General features: G+C 46.3%; 12 protein-coding genes. 4 read left to right on the top strand and 8 right to left on the bottom strand.

Translation table 11 applies throughout. The features are described from left to right. Positions 1-406: 406 nt before the first annotated feature. Complete coding sequence (locus JUB15_RS23680) at positions 407-3454, top strand: glycoside hydrolase family 2 protein (protein ID WP_207515133.1); 3048 nt, start codon at positions 407-409, stop codon at positions 3452-3454. Positions 3455-3552: 98 nt separating this feature from the next. Next, a complete protein-coding gene (locus JUB15_RS23675; RefSeq protein WP_207515132.1) occupies positions 3553-3798 on the top strand; it encodes a hypothetical protein in 246 nt (81 codons plus the stop codon). Here JUB15_RS23675 and JUB15_RS23670 read toward each other — a convergent pair whose 3' ends face one another. The 6 genes from JUB15_RS23670 to JUB15_RS23645 all read right to left on the bottom strand — a co-directional run bounded on the left by JUB15_RS23670 (position 3799) and on the right by JUB15_RS23645 (position 12391). Continuing rightward, positions 3799-4284, bottom strand: coding sequence for a CinA family protein (locus tag JUB15_RS23670; RefSeq protein WP_207515131.1), 486 nt, complete (start codon positions 4282-4284; stop codon positions 3799-3801). It lies immediately after the preceding gene. Positions 4285-4335: 51 nt separating this feature from the next. Further along, positions 4336-6504: a glycogen debranching protein GlgX gene (glgX, locus tag JUB15_RS23665; RefSeq protein WP_207515130.1), complete on the bottom strand. Its 2169-nt coding sequence runs from the start codon at positions 6502-6504 to the stop codon at positions 4336-4338. A gap of 8 nt (positions 6505-6512) precedes the next feature. Continuing rightward, on the bottom strand, positions 6513-9215 hold the full coding sequence (treY, locus tag JUB15_RS23660; RefSeq protein ID WP_207515129.1) for a malto-oligosyltrehalose synthase: 2703 nt from the start codon (positions 9213-9215) through the stop codon (positions 6513-6515). A 32-nt stretch (positions 9216-9247) separates the two neighbouring features. After that, positions 9248-11077 carry a malto-oligosyltrehalose trehalohydrolase gene (gene treZ / locus JUB15_RS23655; protein ID WP_207515128.1) on the bottom strand — a complete coding sequence of 610 codons (1830 nt, stop codon included), beginning with the start codon at positions 11075-11077 and terminating at the stop codon, positions 9248-9250. 66 nt (positions 11078-11143) lie between these two features. Beyond that, a complete protein-coding gene (locus JUB15_RS23650; protein ID WP_207515127.1) occupies positions 11144-11944 on the bottom strand; it encodes an SDR family NAD(P)-dependent oxidoreductase in 801 nt (266 codons plus the stop codon). Between the two features lie 264 nt (positions 11945-12208). Then, positions 12209-12391, bottom strand: coding sequence for a T9SS type A sorting domain-containing protein (locus JUB15_RS23645; RefSeq protein ID WP_207515246.1), 183 nt, complete (start codon positions 12389-12391; stop codon positions 12209-12211). On the opposite strand from JUB15_RS23645, the gene JUB15_RS23640 reads away from it, so the two are divergent. Then, a complete protein-coding gene (locus tag JUB15_RS23640; RefSeq protein ID WP_207515126.1) occupies positions 12390-12632 on the top strand; it encodes a hypothetical protein in 243 nt (80 codons plus the stop codon). The two genes, JUB15_RS23645 and JUB15_RS23640, sit on opposite strands and share 2 nt — an antisense overlap. 134 nt (positions 12633-12766) lie before the next feature. On the opposite strand, the gene JUB15_RS23635 is transcribed toward JUB15_RS23640, so the two are convergent. Further along, entirely contained in the window at positions 12767-13225 is a 459-nt protein-coding gene (locus JUB15_RS23635; protein ID WP_207515125.1) for an Hsp20/alpha crystallin family protein, read from the bottom strand. A 73-nt stretch (positions 13226-13298) separates the two neighbouring features. After that, complete coding sequence (locus JUB15_RS28660; RefSeq protein ID WP_255539669.1) at positions 13299-13421, bottom strand: hypothetical protein; 123 nt, start codon at positions 13419-13421, stop codon at positions 13299-13301. Between the two features lie 588 nt (positions 13422-14009). Here JUB15_RS28660 and JUB15_RS23630 point away from each other — a divergent pair. After that, entirely contained in the window at positions 14010-14987 is a 978-nt protein-coding gene (locus JUB15_RS23630; RefSeq protein WP_207515124.1) for an acetyl-CoA carboxylase carboxyltransferase subunit alpha, read from the top strand. Positions 14988-15114 lie beyond the last annotated feature (127 nt).

The raw sequence follows: 15114 nt of genomic DNA, 5'->3' as shown, positions 1-15114 counted from the left end.
AAGTCGGAGGTCCGAAGTCGGAGGTCCGAAGTCGGAGGTCCGAAGTCGGAAGTCTGAGGCCGGAAGTCGGAAGGTTTAAAACTGCGCGAGCCACTCACCATTGACCATTGACCATTCACCATTGACCATTCACCATTGACCATTGACCATTGACCATTCACCATTCACCACTCACCATTGACCATTCACCAGTCACCACATCAACTATCCAGCTGCCAACTCATCAAAGCTTACGTCCCAATTTATCCAATTAACCAGAAATTAAACCTATTAGGTTAAATATTTATCCCCTTCCCAAACATCTAAAATAGTTTTGCGGAACCATTGCCGATTCAATGACGATTGACGTGAAAAAGTAGCGTCTGTCATACTATTTTCTTCTACCAATATAAAATATCTCATATACATGCTAATTAAACGGGCACTGCCAATCTGGATTATCGGTATCCTGCTTACTACAAAAGGAATAGCACAGCAAAAAGGCAGGCAGGAGAATGACCTATCGAAAAACGACTGGAAATTATGGCTCGATACCGCGGCCACCTGGGAAAATGATTCCTTATATACGCCGCCAGTTGATATCACCCGGTTACCCGTTCACGAACCCACCGGCGGCTGGAAAGCGCTCCAGTCAGCCAACGGCCGTATTGTTCATTTGCCCGCTACGGTAGAAGAATATTACTGGGGCCGTAATGGAAACAGCTTTGGCCTGGCGGGCAATTACCTGGGTGTGTCGTGGTTTACTACTCATATAGCAATACCACAAAGCATGCGCTCCAAAAGGATCGTATTACAATTTGAAAGCGTGCGCTTTCGCGCCGAGGTATTTGTGAACAGAAAATTGTGCGGCTATGATATTATTCCTGGCACGCCGTTCGAAGTAGATATGACCAAAGCCATACAGTGCGGCACCAATGAAATTGCCATCCGCATTACTGATCCCAATGGCAATTTCGACTGGCGCGACAGCCAGAACTTTATGTGGGGTATCTACCGCACCCAGCCTGGCCATGGTTTTGGCGGCATTACCGGCAAAGTAAAAATGGTAGCTACGGATCATGTATTCATTGATGATATATTTATTAAGAACAAACCTGCCATCACAGAAGTAGATGTTCAGCTAAGCACACAAAATACCGGCGCAACAACAGCCACTGGCAAATACTTTATTGACATTCGGGAAGCAGGAGCCGCTAAAAGACAGGTCTATCAGCAGGTACTGACCGGTCAACAAATAGCGCCGGGCGCGTCCACCAAAACCATTACGGTAAAATTACCGGCTGCTAAATTATGGAATGTCGATAGTCCGAACCTGTATATAGCCACCGTACGTTGGGAAGGCAGCGGCTCAGCCGACAGTTGTTCGCAACGTTTCGGTTTCCGCTGGTTCGAAGTAAAAGATATTGCAGGCGACCGGCAATTCTACCTCAACAATAGACGCATTGTTTTACGCACGGCTATTTCCTGGGGCTTCTGGCCCGAAAACGGTTTAACTCCCTCTGATGAACTGGCTAAAAAACAAATCCGCAATGCTAAAAAACTTGGGCTGAACATGCTCAATTTTCACCGCGCCATCGGCCAACGCAATGTGCTCGATTATGCAGATGAACTGGGGCTTTTATATTTCGAAGAACCCGGTGGCAATTCGTATCCCGAAAACCTGTTCAATCCCAAAAACGACCTGGAAAGAAAACAAACAGCCTTTTATCTCACTGCCCGAACCGAAAAATTCCTGCGGTTGATCCGCCGCGACCGCAGCCATCCTTCACTGGTCATCTACAATATGCACAATGAACGCGGTGCGTTACCGCAAACAGTAGACCGCCAGCAAATGATGGCCGGGCACAGGCTCGACAACAGCCGCATCATTACCTACAATTCCTGCAACGGCAATATTAAACTCAATGAACCCGATCCTAAATTCAAACTGCACCTGTTGCCTTACGATACCACTTTCTATGATTATGGCTGGTTCGATCAGCACCATGCGGGCGGACCCGGCGTATATCACGACAATTTATACAATGACCCTACCCACTACGCAAAATATACCGACCACAAAGACGAGGTCATTTACTATGGCGAAGAAGGAGCGATTGGCACCCCGCCCCGTTTACAGCTCATTCGCGATGCCATTCTCAAGAGAGGAAAAGATATAGGCTGGGAAACCGCCAGCTACCTGAAATGGTACGAGGCGTATGATGCATTCCTGAAAAACAATGGCTTCAGCAAAGCCTTTCCCAATGTAGACAGCCTTACCCGTAAAATGGGCAATGTAGCTTATTACTATCAGGGACGCATAATTGAAAACGTGCGTATCAACAATACGATCGACGGCTATGCCGTGAATGGCTGGGAAAGCATGAAGCTAGAAAACCATTCAGGCATCGTAGATAACTACCGCAACCTCAAAGGCGATGCTGACCTGATTGCCAAATACAATCAGCCTCTGTTTGTGGCCGTAAAGCTCAATCGCAAAGTGCTGGCTGTAGGTGATAGTACGACGATGGACTTTTATTTGATCAATGAAAAAAACATCCAGGGCAAGTATAATCTTGAGGTCACTGCCCGTAACGCAACCGGTAAATCAGTTTTTCATAAAACCATTCCCGTGGAAGTTGAAGGCGGTATTGTGTACGGACAGCTATTGTCAGCAGGTAACCAATTAACGGCTGCAGCTCCGGGCTATACTACCATTACTGCCCGGTTAATGAATGGACGCACCTCCATAGCCACTGGCGAAGATCAATTGTATGCCGTACAACTCAATACGACTGGCATCCCGCAACACGGAATGATCGCCGATACCAGTGGCGTTTTGAGCAACTTTTTTAAGAGCGCCGGCTTGAACCGGTTTGAAAACTACCGCAACGGAAGGCCGCAGGGCAGCATTTTAGTCGTAGGCGCCTTTGAACCACAACAAACCGGCAATCCGCTGGTAACGGATATCCTGGAATGGGTAAACAATGGGCATACGCTTATTGTAGTCAATAACGTAGAACAATGGGCCGGGCACCTGGCCAAAAAAGAAGTGCTCGATTACCGCGGCCCAAAAGAATTGGGAAGATCGTGGTATGGTGGCAATTATTTTTCCAAACAGCATGCCTTGCTGGCAGGACTTCCCCAGTCCAGTGTATTTAACTGGGAATACCAGTGTTTTGCTACTTATAACAAGAACCGGCTGGGTTTGCGCCTGAACACCGGCGAATGTGTAGTGGCTTGTGTGTCGGATCACAAACCCGAAGTTTTTTCAGCGTTACAAATCGTACCACATGGCAGGGGCAAGATCATTTTATGCGCGCTGGATATATTTTCCTGCATAAAAGATATAAAGCCGGAAAAGAAAGCGGAAGGTGATGGGGAGAACGCTTCTATGACAACATTCAATAATTCACAAAAGAATAGTGCTAATATAGTTGGCCAGCAACTGCTGTTCAATTTATTGAAACGCTAATATAGATCGATCGCACTGTGTGTAAATAATTACACAGCACAAAGCGCTGCTTCATATCCTGGCATAAGTATTTAAGCCATACAATAAACACGTCTCGTATGCCTTCAGAAGAAAAAATATTTGATATCAGTTTCGAAGCGGATGGAACAAAATATACCGGCTGGGTAAATCCATCTGATAAGCTTACTGATTCCGGCATGCCGGCTTCTTTTCATGTGGTTTTGAATGATATTTCCTTTGGCTATGTTTCGTATAACAACAATGCATGGACGGTCAATGAAGACCGGCCGGAAGAATTGATAAAGCAGGTAGGCAAAGCCATTGAAAAGCATTATGCCGTGTAATTACACGGCATTCTTTTTTAAGATCCTCTCCAGGTACTTTAACAACTCCCAGGTATAATAAAATTGAACCTTTGGCGGCTTGTCATCCGGCGCTTCCAGTTTTCCTGATTGCATGATATTGCCCGCATAAGTAATGGCATAGTATGCATACAATTCATTATTCGATTCCGGCACTTTGGAAGCATAACCCGTAATGGCCATTCCCCAATCACTGGTAAACAGTTTACACACCGCAAGCGCCATTTCATAGGCCACCTGCTCCGACACACAATTGCAGGCCATGGCATGAATGGGTTCTATTTGTAAATGACGGCTCTTTTGCCCCAGGTTATAAACGGTGATACCACCCTGGTAAAATTTGGCAGCATCCGCTGCGGTAGATAACGCCACCTGAATATGTCCCGATGTAACACTTTCCGCCACCGCAATGGTTTGCTGCCTTTCGATCAATATGTTTCCAATTAATTGTAGCGTATCTTCATTCATCTGCTGCTGATCCTTTGCCCGTACAGTCTAAATTCCATGCCAACTGGTATATCAATAAATTGAAGGGTTATGTAACAAAATAACGGAGCGTCCTGCAGCCGTAATAGTATCATCCGGATTATACCTGGTGCCGTCAGGCGTCACCAGTTCGCTGGTTGTATTGATCACTTCAATCCAACTGTCGCCATACTTCGCCGGCGGTAACTTAAAGTCAATGGGATCGGGCGTTCCATTAAAGATCACATAAAAATTATCATCCACGATCTTCTCTCCTTTAGCACTTGTCATATCAAGATCGGCCCCGTTTAAATAAACGGCAAGCGCCCGGGCCATATCCGATGTATAAGCATCATCTTTTACTTCGGTGCCATCGGGTAATAGCCATTCAATATCTTTCAGGTTGATCTCTTTTATTAAATGTCCCCTGAACCAGCGGCGGCGGCAAAATACCGGGTGATTGCGGCGCCAGTGTATCAGTTGTCGGGTGAAATCGAGCATTTTCAGATCTGCATTGTCCCAATTGATCCAGGACGTAGCATTATCCTGGCAATAAGTGTTATTGTTACCATTTTTTGTGCGGCAGATCTCATCGCCCGACAGTAACATAGGCACCCCCTGCGACAACATCAGGGTGGTGAGCAAATTCCTTTTTTGCTGGGCACGTAGTTTATTAATGCCTTCGTCGTCCGTTGGTCCTTCCGCACCGCAGTTCCAGGACCGGTTGTGGCTTTCACCATCATTATTACCTTCGCCGTTGGCCTCATTGTGTTTTTCGTTGTATGAAACGAGGTCATGTAACGTAAAGCCATCATGTGCGGTTATGAAATTGATACTGGCGGTAGGAAAGCGGTAATCGTTTTTATACAGGTCGGCACTGCCGGTGAACCGTTCTGCAAACTCGGTAAGCATACTGTCGCCGCCACGCCAGTAATCACGCATGCAGTCGCGGTATTTTCCATTCCATTCTGCCCAGCCCGGCGGAAATTTACCAACCTGGTAACCGCCTTCGCCTACATCCCACGGTTCGGCGATCAGTTTTACCTGCGATATGACGGGATCCTGGTAAATAATTTCAAAGAAGGCGCTTAACCGGTTCACATCATGCAGTTCGCGGGCTAACGTGGCTGCCAGATCGAAGCGGAATCCATCTACCTGCATCTCAACAGTCCAGTACCTGAGGCTGTCCATGATCAACCGCAACACCCCCGGCAAATAGGCATTCAGCGTATTGCCGGTGCCGGTATAGTCCATATAATATCTTTTGTCCTCGGTAAGGCGGTAGTAGGCTTCATTGTCGATGCCTTTGAACGACAGGGTGGGTCCCATATGATTGCCTTCGGCTGTATGGTTATATACCACATCGAGGATCACTTCAATGCCCGCCTTATGCATGGCTTTCACCATATTTTTGAACTCCGTGACCTGTTCCCCTTTTACGCCACTGGCAGAGTACCGCACATCGGGTGCAAAAAAACCGATCGTGTTATAACCCCAGAAATTGGTCAGTCCTGATTCAACCAGGTGCCTGTCGGCGACAAAATGATGCACGGGCATGATCTCAACAGCTGTAACCCCTAATTGCTTCAGGTAATCGATCACTGCCGGATGGGCAAGCCCTGCATAGGTACCCCGCAGTTCTTCAGGTACCTCCGGATTCAATTGGGTGAACTCTTTCACATGCAATTCATAAATGACCGACTGATCATAAGGGATCTTTGGTTTTTGGACGTTCTCCCAGTCAAACTTCGGGTCTATTACAACAGATCGCGGTACATAGGGCGCACTGTCAATTGCATTAAAGCTCAGGTCATCTTCGCCGATCTTATAGCCAAACACACTGTCGTGCCAGTCGATGATACCCGAGATGGCTTTTGCATAAGGATCAAGTAATAATTTATTGGGATTGAAACGTTGTCCATTGGCCGGATCGTACGGCCCGCTTACCCTGTACCCATATAACTGACCAGGTTTAAGATCAGCCACATATACATGCCAGTGATGATGCTCCCGTTCTTTCATTTTGATCTTCAGGAACTCTGTCGTGCTGTCCAGGTTCTCGAACAGGCACAGCTCCACCTGCTCGGCATGTTCGCTGTAAATAGAGAAATTAACGCCATTCCCATCATAGGTAGCGCCCAATGGAAAAGCGGTTCCGGGATAAATGCCGGTTAACACCCCGCCAGCTAAAGGCTGTGCGATGGTTTTATTTTCTGCGATCATACAATTCGTTATTTGGTTTCGCCAGTGAGCAATGCCACCGGAAATGATTTAAACACCGCATTCAGCGGTAAATTATTTTTCACGGAAATAGTTTCACCTGTAAATACATTTGTCCATTGTACTGGTGCATTTGCGGGCAGGGTTAAAAAGACATCTGTAAACTGCTCTTCACCAATATTGGCTAACAGCCTGTCACTTACCGGTGCTATCACCAGCGCCCACTGATCCTCATACTGCCGGGCATAAGCAATAATGCCGCTTTCGGCAGAAGCATTTAAAGGCAAATAACTGCCATGCAGAAAAAGGGATGCCATTTGCCTGCGGCATTGCAGCGCTTTCCAGGTAACGTATAACTTTTCCAGACCCCCGTTCCTGTTGCTGGTGACGTAATCCAGCGCCTCTTTGAAGCCTTTTTTCTCCTGGTCTTTTAAAGCCTGTAAATGCTTTTTGTGCTCATTGAAATCAACCGGCCGCCGGTTGTCAGGATCTACATAACTTGTATTCCATAATTCACAACCCTGGTAAATATCCGGTACCCCGGGTACGGTGATCTTCACCAATACCTGCGTCATTGATAAGAGTTGGGCATAACGTACAATGGTTTTATAAAAAGGCAGGAAGCTGCGTACAAAATCATGTTCGGGCGATAAGATCTTTTCAATAAAAAGACATCCCGCTTCTTCGTAGGCTTCATCGGGTCCCTGCCAGTTGGTATATAATTTGGCTTCCCGGGCCGATTTGATAAAATACGCCTGTAACCGCTCAATATATAAAGCGGTCACCTGCTCATCTTCAGGAAAGCCGGCGATCAGGGACTGATAAATAAAATATTCATCATGCAAAGACGGCAGATGTTGGCCGTCTTTGGTTATTTTATGCTTAGAATTAAGCTGCCGCCACTGTTCTACCTGCTGTTGCCATTCCCTGGTAAACCAGGTGAGCACATTCACCCGGATGCGTCCGTCTTCGCCGCGTTTGGTATCATGCGTTGAGGTGGCGTTCAATGACCAGGGATGTTGTTGCTGCCGTTGCAGGATCCATTGGTGAAAGTCGTTCACTGAATAATGATCTTTATCCGGCGTATCACCCACTTCGTTATGGCCTAACAGGGCGTTGTACACGTAAAAAGTAGTATCTTCTACGCCTTTGGCGGTAAGCGGTCCGGTAAACTGCATCAATCGCTTTTGAAAAGCCAGCCGGCGTTTATTGAGATCCGCATCATTTTCTGCTATTGTCCACAACGATTGTAAATAATCCAGCGCCTCTTTTAATGCGGGTTCTTTCTGTACAGCGTCCTCAAACGTTTCCCTGAGTATTTCCTTCGACACGGCATCCAGCGGTTGCCCCTCCGGATACAACCGGTATACAGGCAGGCAGCACATGAACAAACCCAGCGCCTGCTTCAATGCGTCTGTTTGTATGGTATCAGGTACAAGTTGTAATCTATATAATAAGGATATCAGGTTATACCATTCTCCGCCCATATAAGCTTCCAGGAACCGTTGTTTCTTTTCAAAAATGATCTTTTTATAATCATTCATGTCAGGGAACAGGTTGCGGTAATACGCCACCATTTCTTTTGCCCCCTGTGTATTCGTGAGTAACCAGTTTATCTGCGAGGTAAACTCGTAACCGGTTGTACCCTGAATGGGCCAGGCAGCGGGCAGCTGCTCCTGTTGCTCCAGGATCTTTTCAACGATGATATAACAGTCATCGCCCAGCAACTGGCGTAACCTGTTCAAATATTCGCCGGGGTCCTGTAAGCCATCAATATGGTCGATGCGTAATCCATGAATGAGCTTTTGCTGATACAGGTTCTGCAACAGGTGATGGTATTCATGGAACACTTCTTCATTCGACATGTTCAGCGCTATGAGTTCATTCACTGCAAAAAAGCGGCGGTAATTGATCAGCTGGTTGGCATCCTGCCACCAGGTGAGCTGGTAATACTGTTGTTGCAGGATCGTCTGCAACAGTTTGGTATCTGCATTAACTACTGCGAGCAGCTGTTGAACAGCGGCCAGCTGTTTTTCATTGGCCAGTACCGGTTTTATCAGCGATGTCTTTATCTCCCGCCAGGAAGACAGCGGCCAGCCCATCTTAGCTTCCCCATAGAGGTCCTGAATGAGCTTCTCTGCTTCAGCAGCCGCCTGTTCCCTGCGAACTACTGCCAGCAAAGACTCATAGGCGCTGATAGAAAGCGGGTACCGGTTGTCCATATACCTTACCACAAAACCGCCATCACATATATCAATAGTAAGTTCATTTGCTTCGATACATTCGTTAAAGGGTTTTCCTAAAAATGGCGTCATCAGTTTTCCATGCAGGGAAGGATCAGGATGCTGCCAGTCAATATCGAACCATTTGTAATAAGGAGAATACACGCCCCGCTCCAGCACATCGGCCAGGCGTTGGTTGGTCATGCCATACACCATATGGTTGGGCACCACATCCTGCAGCCAGTTCATATTATTTCCGCGCAATGCAGTAACAATCTCCTGCAACTGCTCGAGGGTGCCGATCTCACTGTTCAGGGCATGCGAATCACAAACATCATAACCATGCATACTGCCGGCCGGCGCCGCAAAAAACGGACTTGCATAAATAGTGGTAATACCGAGCTCCTGTAAATAAGAGATTAATTCGGCTACCTGCTTAAAGGCAAATGCGGCATTCAATTGCAGCCGGTATGTTGAAACGGGGATCATCATAAGTCAACTCCATTTTCTAACAGGTTAGGTAATCATTGATTGCTGTTTGTTTGTTCAAACACAACGGCGGAATACGGGTTCATTGAAAAAGATTGTGCGGGCTGTACAACCTCCGGAGCCTGGCTGCCGGGTCCTTCCCACTTTTTATCGGAAGAATCAAAGATCTTTAAGCATGATTGTTCCAGCTGTACTGACTGCGGCGCTGCGCCAAAGTTGAGGCAAACGGTGAGCACATCATAATGGCCATGGCGTTCGAAATGCAATATGTTATTTTGAACGGTTATGTTCCGCACAGCATCGTTGCGACGGAAATTCCGCAGAGCAGGTCTTTTTTTCCGGAAGGCGATCAGGTGCTGGTAGAAGTCAAATAACCCGGGCACTTCATTCAGCTTCCAGCTTAACTTCGATTGGTTGAAAACGGCTTCATCCTGTGGGTTGGGCACTTCTCCTTCCCAGTTAAAGGCGGCGAATTCTTTCCTGCGGCCTTCCACCAGGTTTTTGATCAATTCCGGATCTGAATGACTGGTAAAGAACTGGAACGGATTCTTTTCTCCATATTCTTCTCCCATGAACAACAGCGGTACATGCGGCGATAACAACAGGGCAGCAGCAGCCAGCTTCAGCGCTTCCGGCGAAAGCAAGGTACTGATCCTGTCGCCCAGCAACCGGTTGCCTACCTGGTCATGGTTCTGTACAAAGGCGATGCATTGGTTATATAAAGTATTGAGGGGTTCTTTACCAAAATGTCGCTTACGGTGCTTCGAATACTGGCCGGTATAAACGTACGATGTTTGCAGGGATCTGGCCAGCAGATCAAGGCCGCCAAAATCTTCATAATAGCCGGACTGTTCTCCGGTAATTACGGCATGCAGCGCATGGTGAAATTCATCTACCCACTGAGCATCCATGCCAAAGCCGCCCTGCTCTACCGGCGTTATATAGCGGGGATTGTTCAGATCGAATTCTGCAATCAGTATCTTCCGCTTTTTTGTTCGTTGTTCCAGCAAACGCACCTGTTGCGTCAGCTCTTCCATAATATGCAGCGCACTGCTGTCGAAGATAGCATGTACGGCATCGAGCCGCAGTGCGTCAATATGGAACTCATCCAGCCACAGCAACGCATTCTGGATAACATAGTTTCGCACGCCGTCGCACCAGGCGCTGTCGAAGTTCACCGACTGGCCCCAATACAATTTGTATTTATCTGTAAAGTAAGGTGCAAAATCTGGTAAATAATTCCCCTCCGGACCTGCATGGTTGTATACTACGTCGAGTATTACGGCGATGCCACGGTGATGCGCTTCATTCACCAGCCGCTTCAGGTCTTCGGCAGTACCATAGGTATTCTGAATCGCAAAAGGATATACACCGTCGTACCCCCAGTTATGATGCCCCGGAAACTGGGCGATGGGCAAGATCTCAATAGCCGTTATTCCGAGCGATTGCAGGTAATCGAGCTTCGAGATGATCCCCTGAAAATTGCCTTCCGGTGTAAATGTGCCCGTATGCAATTCATAAATGATCATGTCAGCGAGCTCAATGCCCTGCCAGGCAGAATCCGTCCAGCTGAAATTAGTATCCACCACGGCGGAGGGGCCATGCACGCCTTCCGGCTGCCACCGGCTGGCCGGGTCGGGCCGCAACAGTTCGTTATCCAACTTATACCGGTATTGCATACCCGGAGTTACATGGTCAACTTTTACACACCAATAGCCCGCTTCACGCTTTTCCATTGGCCATGTAACTTCAGGTGATGCATCCAAAACCACGCTAACCGAACTGCACATAGGCGCCCAGACTGAAAAGGTGCATTGACCATTTTTATCTAATGAAGCGCCAATAGGGTAATAGGTGTTAATCAATGTTTTTTAAGCTATTAATATTTAAAAATACATGCCAGTCCTGGCACTTGTTTTTGTCGCCTTTCGTTATTTCCGCCTTTCGTTTGCGGGTTCCTGTTTTTTATTCATGTTCTCTGCTGCGGCGGCATCAGGCATTATATTGCTCATGGCAACATTTAATTTGTTCTTCAATCCCGAGATCACCATATCATCGCCCCGCATGAGCGCTTCGTATCCATCTTCTGCCACTTTCACGGGATCATCGAGTTTACCTTCCTGTACTATTTTCGATTCTTCCATTTCTGCTTTTCTGAAGAAATCGGTATCCGTGGCGCCTGGTAACAGGGCGGTAAGCGTTACACCCGTACCCTTTACTTCATTACGCACACCTTCGGTAAAAGACTGCACGAATGCTTTGGTGCCATGATATACTGCCTGCCAGGGACCAGGCGCCTTACTGGCTATCGAAGAAAGGTTCAGGATCTTTCCATCACCACGTTGTAACATATCTTGCAGGAACAACTTGGTAAGTACTACCAGTGAAGAGATATTCAGTTGTATAATGTCCAGCTCCCGGTAAATATCGGTTTCTGCAAACTGGCCGTATTGCCCCTGCCCGGCGTTATTAACGAGGATGTCGACCACCAACCCCCTTTCTTTTATGTCATCATATAATTCAAAGGCGGCTTCCTTTTGGAACAGGTCTTTCGGGATTGTGATCACTTCAACACCCAGAGCCTGCAATTCCCTGGATGTTAGCGCCAACTCGCTTTCATCGCGTGCTACGATGATCAGGTTATGTCCATGATTGGCAAATATTTTTGCAAGCTCATATCCAATGCCCATTGTGCCGCCGGTTATCAGCGTGTAGGTCGGGTTTCTTTCCATAACAATGTTTTTGAGTAAATAAATACCCGGTGAAAAAACGATGGTGTATGCGGAGAGTTTTGATTCCCCACCTGCTACCGGGCCTTTCAGTTATTACCTGGGTAATGTAATAATGTATATGAAAGTCTGTACCTATTGCGGCAAACGATATGCCATGGCTTACTTAACATCTGACGCTTATTTACTATACAATTACCTGTGCTTAAACACAAAGGAACTACCATTCATATAGTTCCTTTTTTACATTGAAAAAACAAATATATTTTACTGAACGATCAATTTCCGGGTTTGATCTGTTGTCGCGTTTTTGACCCTTACAAGATAGGTTCCTGTCTTTAAAAAGGTGGGATCAATAATATAGCGCATGCCAGTCGTGTTTGCCTCAAAGACCCTGGCGCCATCAATGGCAAATAAAGCAATAGTTGTATTTTCATTACTGTTGTTCATGAAATCGAGTGTAACCTGCTTGTGGGGCGGCGCAGGATTGGGATTATACCTGCAGCTGAACCAGTTTGCTGTTGCCGGTTATACGTGTAGCCGGCACATCATGACTGCAGTACTTCGACCAGTCAATGCCTACAGCAACCTCCGGTTCCCCGTCGGCCCTTACCGAAGACAACGCAGCATACCGGTTACAAATATACTAAGTGGTGAAAGGACGGGATTGTCGGAAATTAACGTATTATAGTTAGATTGTTACCTGCTGATCATGAACACCTGCCAACTTAAAAGTATCATCTTCCGGTTGCAAGAACCGAAACACTAATAAATAAAAAAACCCCGGCGGTCACGTCGGGGCTTTTATTAAGCTTTAAAATACAATTACTCAACGTTGATGATCTTTGAACGTTGTTTCGCCTTCTCGTTCTTGGGCAGCGTCACCTGCAGTATTCCATTTTCATAATGGGCCGATATATTATCTGTATCAATGGCGTCATTCAAATGGAAGCTGCGGCTGAACGAACGTTTTCTGTATTCCTGCCGTATCCATCCTTCATTGGCTTCTTTTTGTTCTTTCTTGTCTTCAAATGAAATGGTAAGCATATCACCCGAAATGTTCAACTGAAAGTCTTCTTTCCGCAAACCCGGGGCTACCAGTTCCATTTCATAGCTCGCATCGGTTTCCTTTAAATTTACGGGCACCTTGCGATCTACATCGCCGCCAAATCCCCAGAAAGAGTCGTCAAAGAAGCGTGATAAATTATTCTGGAAGATCTGATCAACTACACTTCCAAAATTGGCGGGCTGGCGACCGCTGTCTCTTTTCATGATGTTTGTCATAACTTCCTCCTTTTATAATAATGTTTTTAAATATTGTTTATATAACCAGCAGCTGGAACTGCCGGCTTATTCTTTAAAAAATTATAAATGGGTTATCGTCCTGATCTTTTTTACGGATGCTCCTGAACAAATAATGCGTATAATATTTAATGGGCATCCAGAACTGGTTGTACCAATGGCTTAAGCGTGTTCTCATACTTAATTACATGATAAGCGATCATTCAATAGGTTTTTCTCTACAAGGCTTCTGAACACTGCTGCCTGCATTGGTGGAGGCTTTAAGCTGATACAACTGGTAAGCGGGTGTGTGAAATGGTTTGTCATGGTATTATGTTTTTGAATGGTTTAATAAACAAAAGCATAATAAGATTACGATCATTAACCCTTTTTCAAGCAGTATGCCAGCCGGCCGGTTACTTAAATTTTGTCATTTTTTGTGAAAAAAATGCATAAAGGCGATTACCCAGCTTTGAAAAATTGACAGGTACAAGGCTTGTAATCAATGAGTTATTGGTCCAACTCCCATCGTTTTTCCACTATACGGCTGATTTCCCGTAATACTCATACATTTGCAGCCTTTAAATCAGGAAAGCGTATCATAAATACCCCGGTTGATTCGTTAATACCGCTCAGTTACAACGAGTTCTGTATAAACGGTCTGCTGTTCACTAAAACTCCTGCCCAATCCCTGATTTTGCAGGTGGTCATATGTAAACAGGTGTTTATAGAAAACTTTCATAAAAAATCCTTCATCCCTTAATTTTACAGCTTATTATCACTGCATATGCCGCAAGATAAAAACCGTCAGTTCCTGGATTTTGAAAAACCGATCAAAGATCTTTTTGATGATATAGAAGGCTTGAAACAAAAGGCCGAAAAAAGCAAACTTGACCTGACTGACCCTATTAAGAAACTGGAAGAAAGGGTGCTGGAGACCCGTAAGGCCATTACGCAAAACCTTACGCCCTGGCAAAAAGTGCAGTTGAGCCGTCACCCCGACCGTCCCTATACCATGAAATATATCTCCAAACTCACTACCGATTTCGTGGAGTTGTTTGGAGACCGGAATGTAAAAGATGATAAAGCCATGGTAGGCGGATTTGCCTCCCTTGACGGTCAAACGGTTATGATGATAGGGCAGCAGAAAGGTATCAATACCAAGGCACGCCAGTTGCGTAATTTTGGTATGGCCAATCCGGAAGGATACCGCAAAGCGCTGCGCCTGATGAAGCTGGCTGAAAAGTTCAATAAACCGGTTATTACCCTCATCGATACGCCCGGCGCCTACCCAGGCCTCGAAGCGGAAGAAAGAGGACAGGGTGAGGCCATCGCCCGGAATATCTACGAAATGATGCGGTTGAAAGTACCGGTAATTTGTGTGATCATTGGCGAAGGCGCTTCCGGCGGTGCCATGGGCATTGGCGTAGGCGATAGAGTGTTCATGCTTGAAAATACCTGGTACACTGTTATTTCACCCGAAAGCTGCAGCTCTATTCTTTGGCGTAGCTGGGACCAGAAAGAAAAAGCAGCCGAACAATTAAAACTCACTGCCGATTATATGTATGAATTTGGATTAATTGATGGTATCATTCCCGAACCTGTTGGCGGCGCCCACTGGGACTATGATGAAGCTGCCAGCTTATTAAAGCCATACCTCATTAACACCATCAATGAGCTGAAACAGATGGATCCCGAAGAACGTGTTCGAAAGCGAATCGATAAGTTTAACAAGATGGGCTTCTGGGATGAATTACCGGCTTGATAGCCTGGTGAACCTGTACACCACCGCATGGATCTGAATGCATATCCGCCCGAGGTGGGTAGCCCCCGCACTCACTTGTTACACCTTATCGTTACTCAGCTATTTCCAGATTTAAACGGCCTTCCCG

It is taken from the genome of Longitalea luteola (assembly GCF_017356035.1).
Taxonomy (GTDB): Bacteria; Bacteroidota; Bacteroidia; order Chitinophagales; family Chitinophagaceae; genus Niastella; species Niastella luteola.
The sequence above is the reverse complement of the archived record's forward strand: the minus strand, read 5'-3'. Positions and strand labels throughout refer to the sequence as shown.

Bases quoted from the DNA above. Each gene is read 5' to 3' on its own strand.
- JUB15_RS23650 (WP_207515127.1), bottom strand. From the start codon at position 11,944: ATGGAAAGAAACCCGACCTACACGCTGATAACCGGCGGCACAATGGGC.
- JUB15_RS23670 (WP_207515131.1), bottom strand. From the start codon at position 4,284: ATGAATGAAGATACGCTACAATTAATTGGAAACATATTGATCGAAAGG.
- JUB15_RS23630 (WP_207515124.1), top strand. From the start codon at position 14,010: ATGCCGCAAGATAAAAACCGTCAGTTCCTGGATTTTGAAAAACCGATC.
- JUB15_RS23635 (WP_207515125.1), bottom strand. From the start codon at position 13,225: ATGACAAACATCATGAAAAGAGACAGCGGTCGCCAGCCCGCCAATTTT.
- JUB15_RS23675 (WP_207515132.1), top strand. From the start codon at position 3,553: ATGCCTTCAGAAGAAAAAATATTTGATATCAGTTTCGAAGCGGATGGA.
- JUB15_RS28660 (WP_255539669.1), bottom strand. From the start codon at position 13,421: ATGAGAACACGCTTAAGCCATTGGTACAACCAGTTCTGGATGCCCATT.
- treY (WP_207515129.1), bottom strand. From the start codon at position 9,215: ATGATGATCCCCGTTTCAACATACCGGCTGCAATTGAATGCCGCATTT.
- JUB15_RS23640 (WP_207515126.1), top strand. From the start codon at position 12,390: ATGAAATCGAGTGTAACCTGCTTGTGGGGCGGCGCAGGATTGGGATTA.
- JUB15_RS23645 (WP_207515246.1), bottom strand. From the start codon at position 12,391: ATGAACAACAGTAATGAAAATACAACTATTGCTTTATTTGCCATTGAT.
- JUB15_RS23680 (WP_207515133.1), top strand. From the start codon at position 407: ATGCTAATTAAACGGGCACTGCCAATCTGGATTATCGGTATCCTGCTT.
- glgX (WP_207515130.1), bottom strand. From the start codon at position 6,504: ATGATCGCAGAAAATAAAACCATCGCACAGCCTTTAGCTGGCGGGGTG.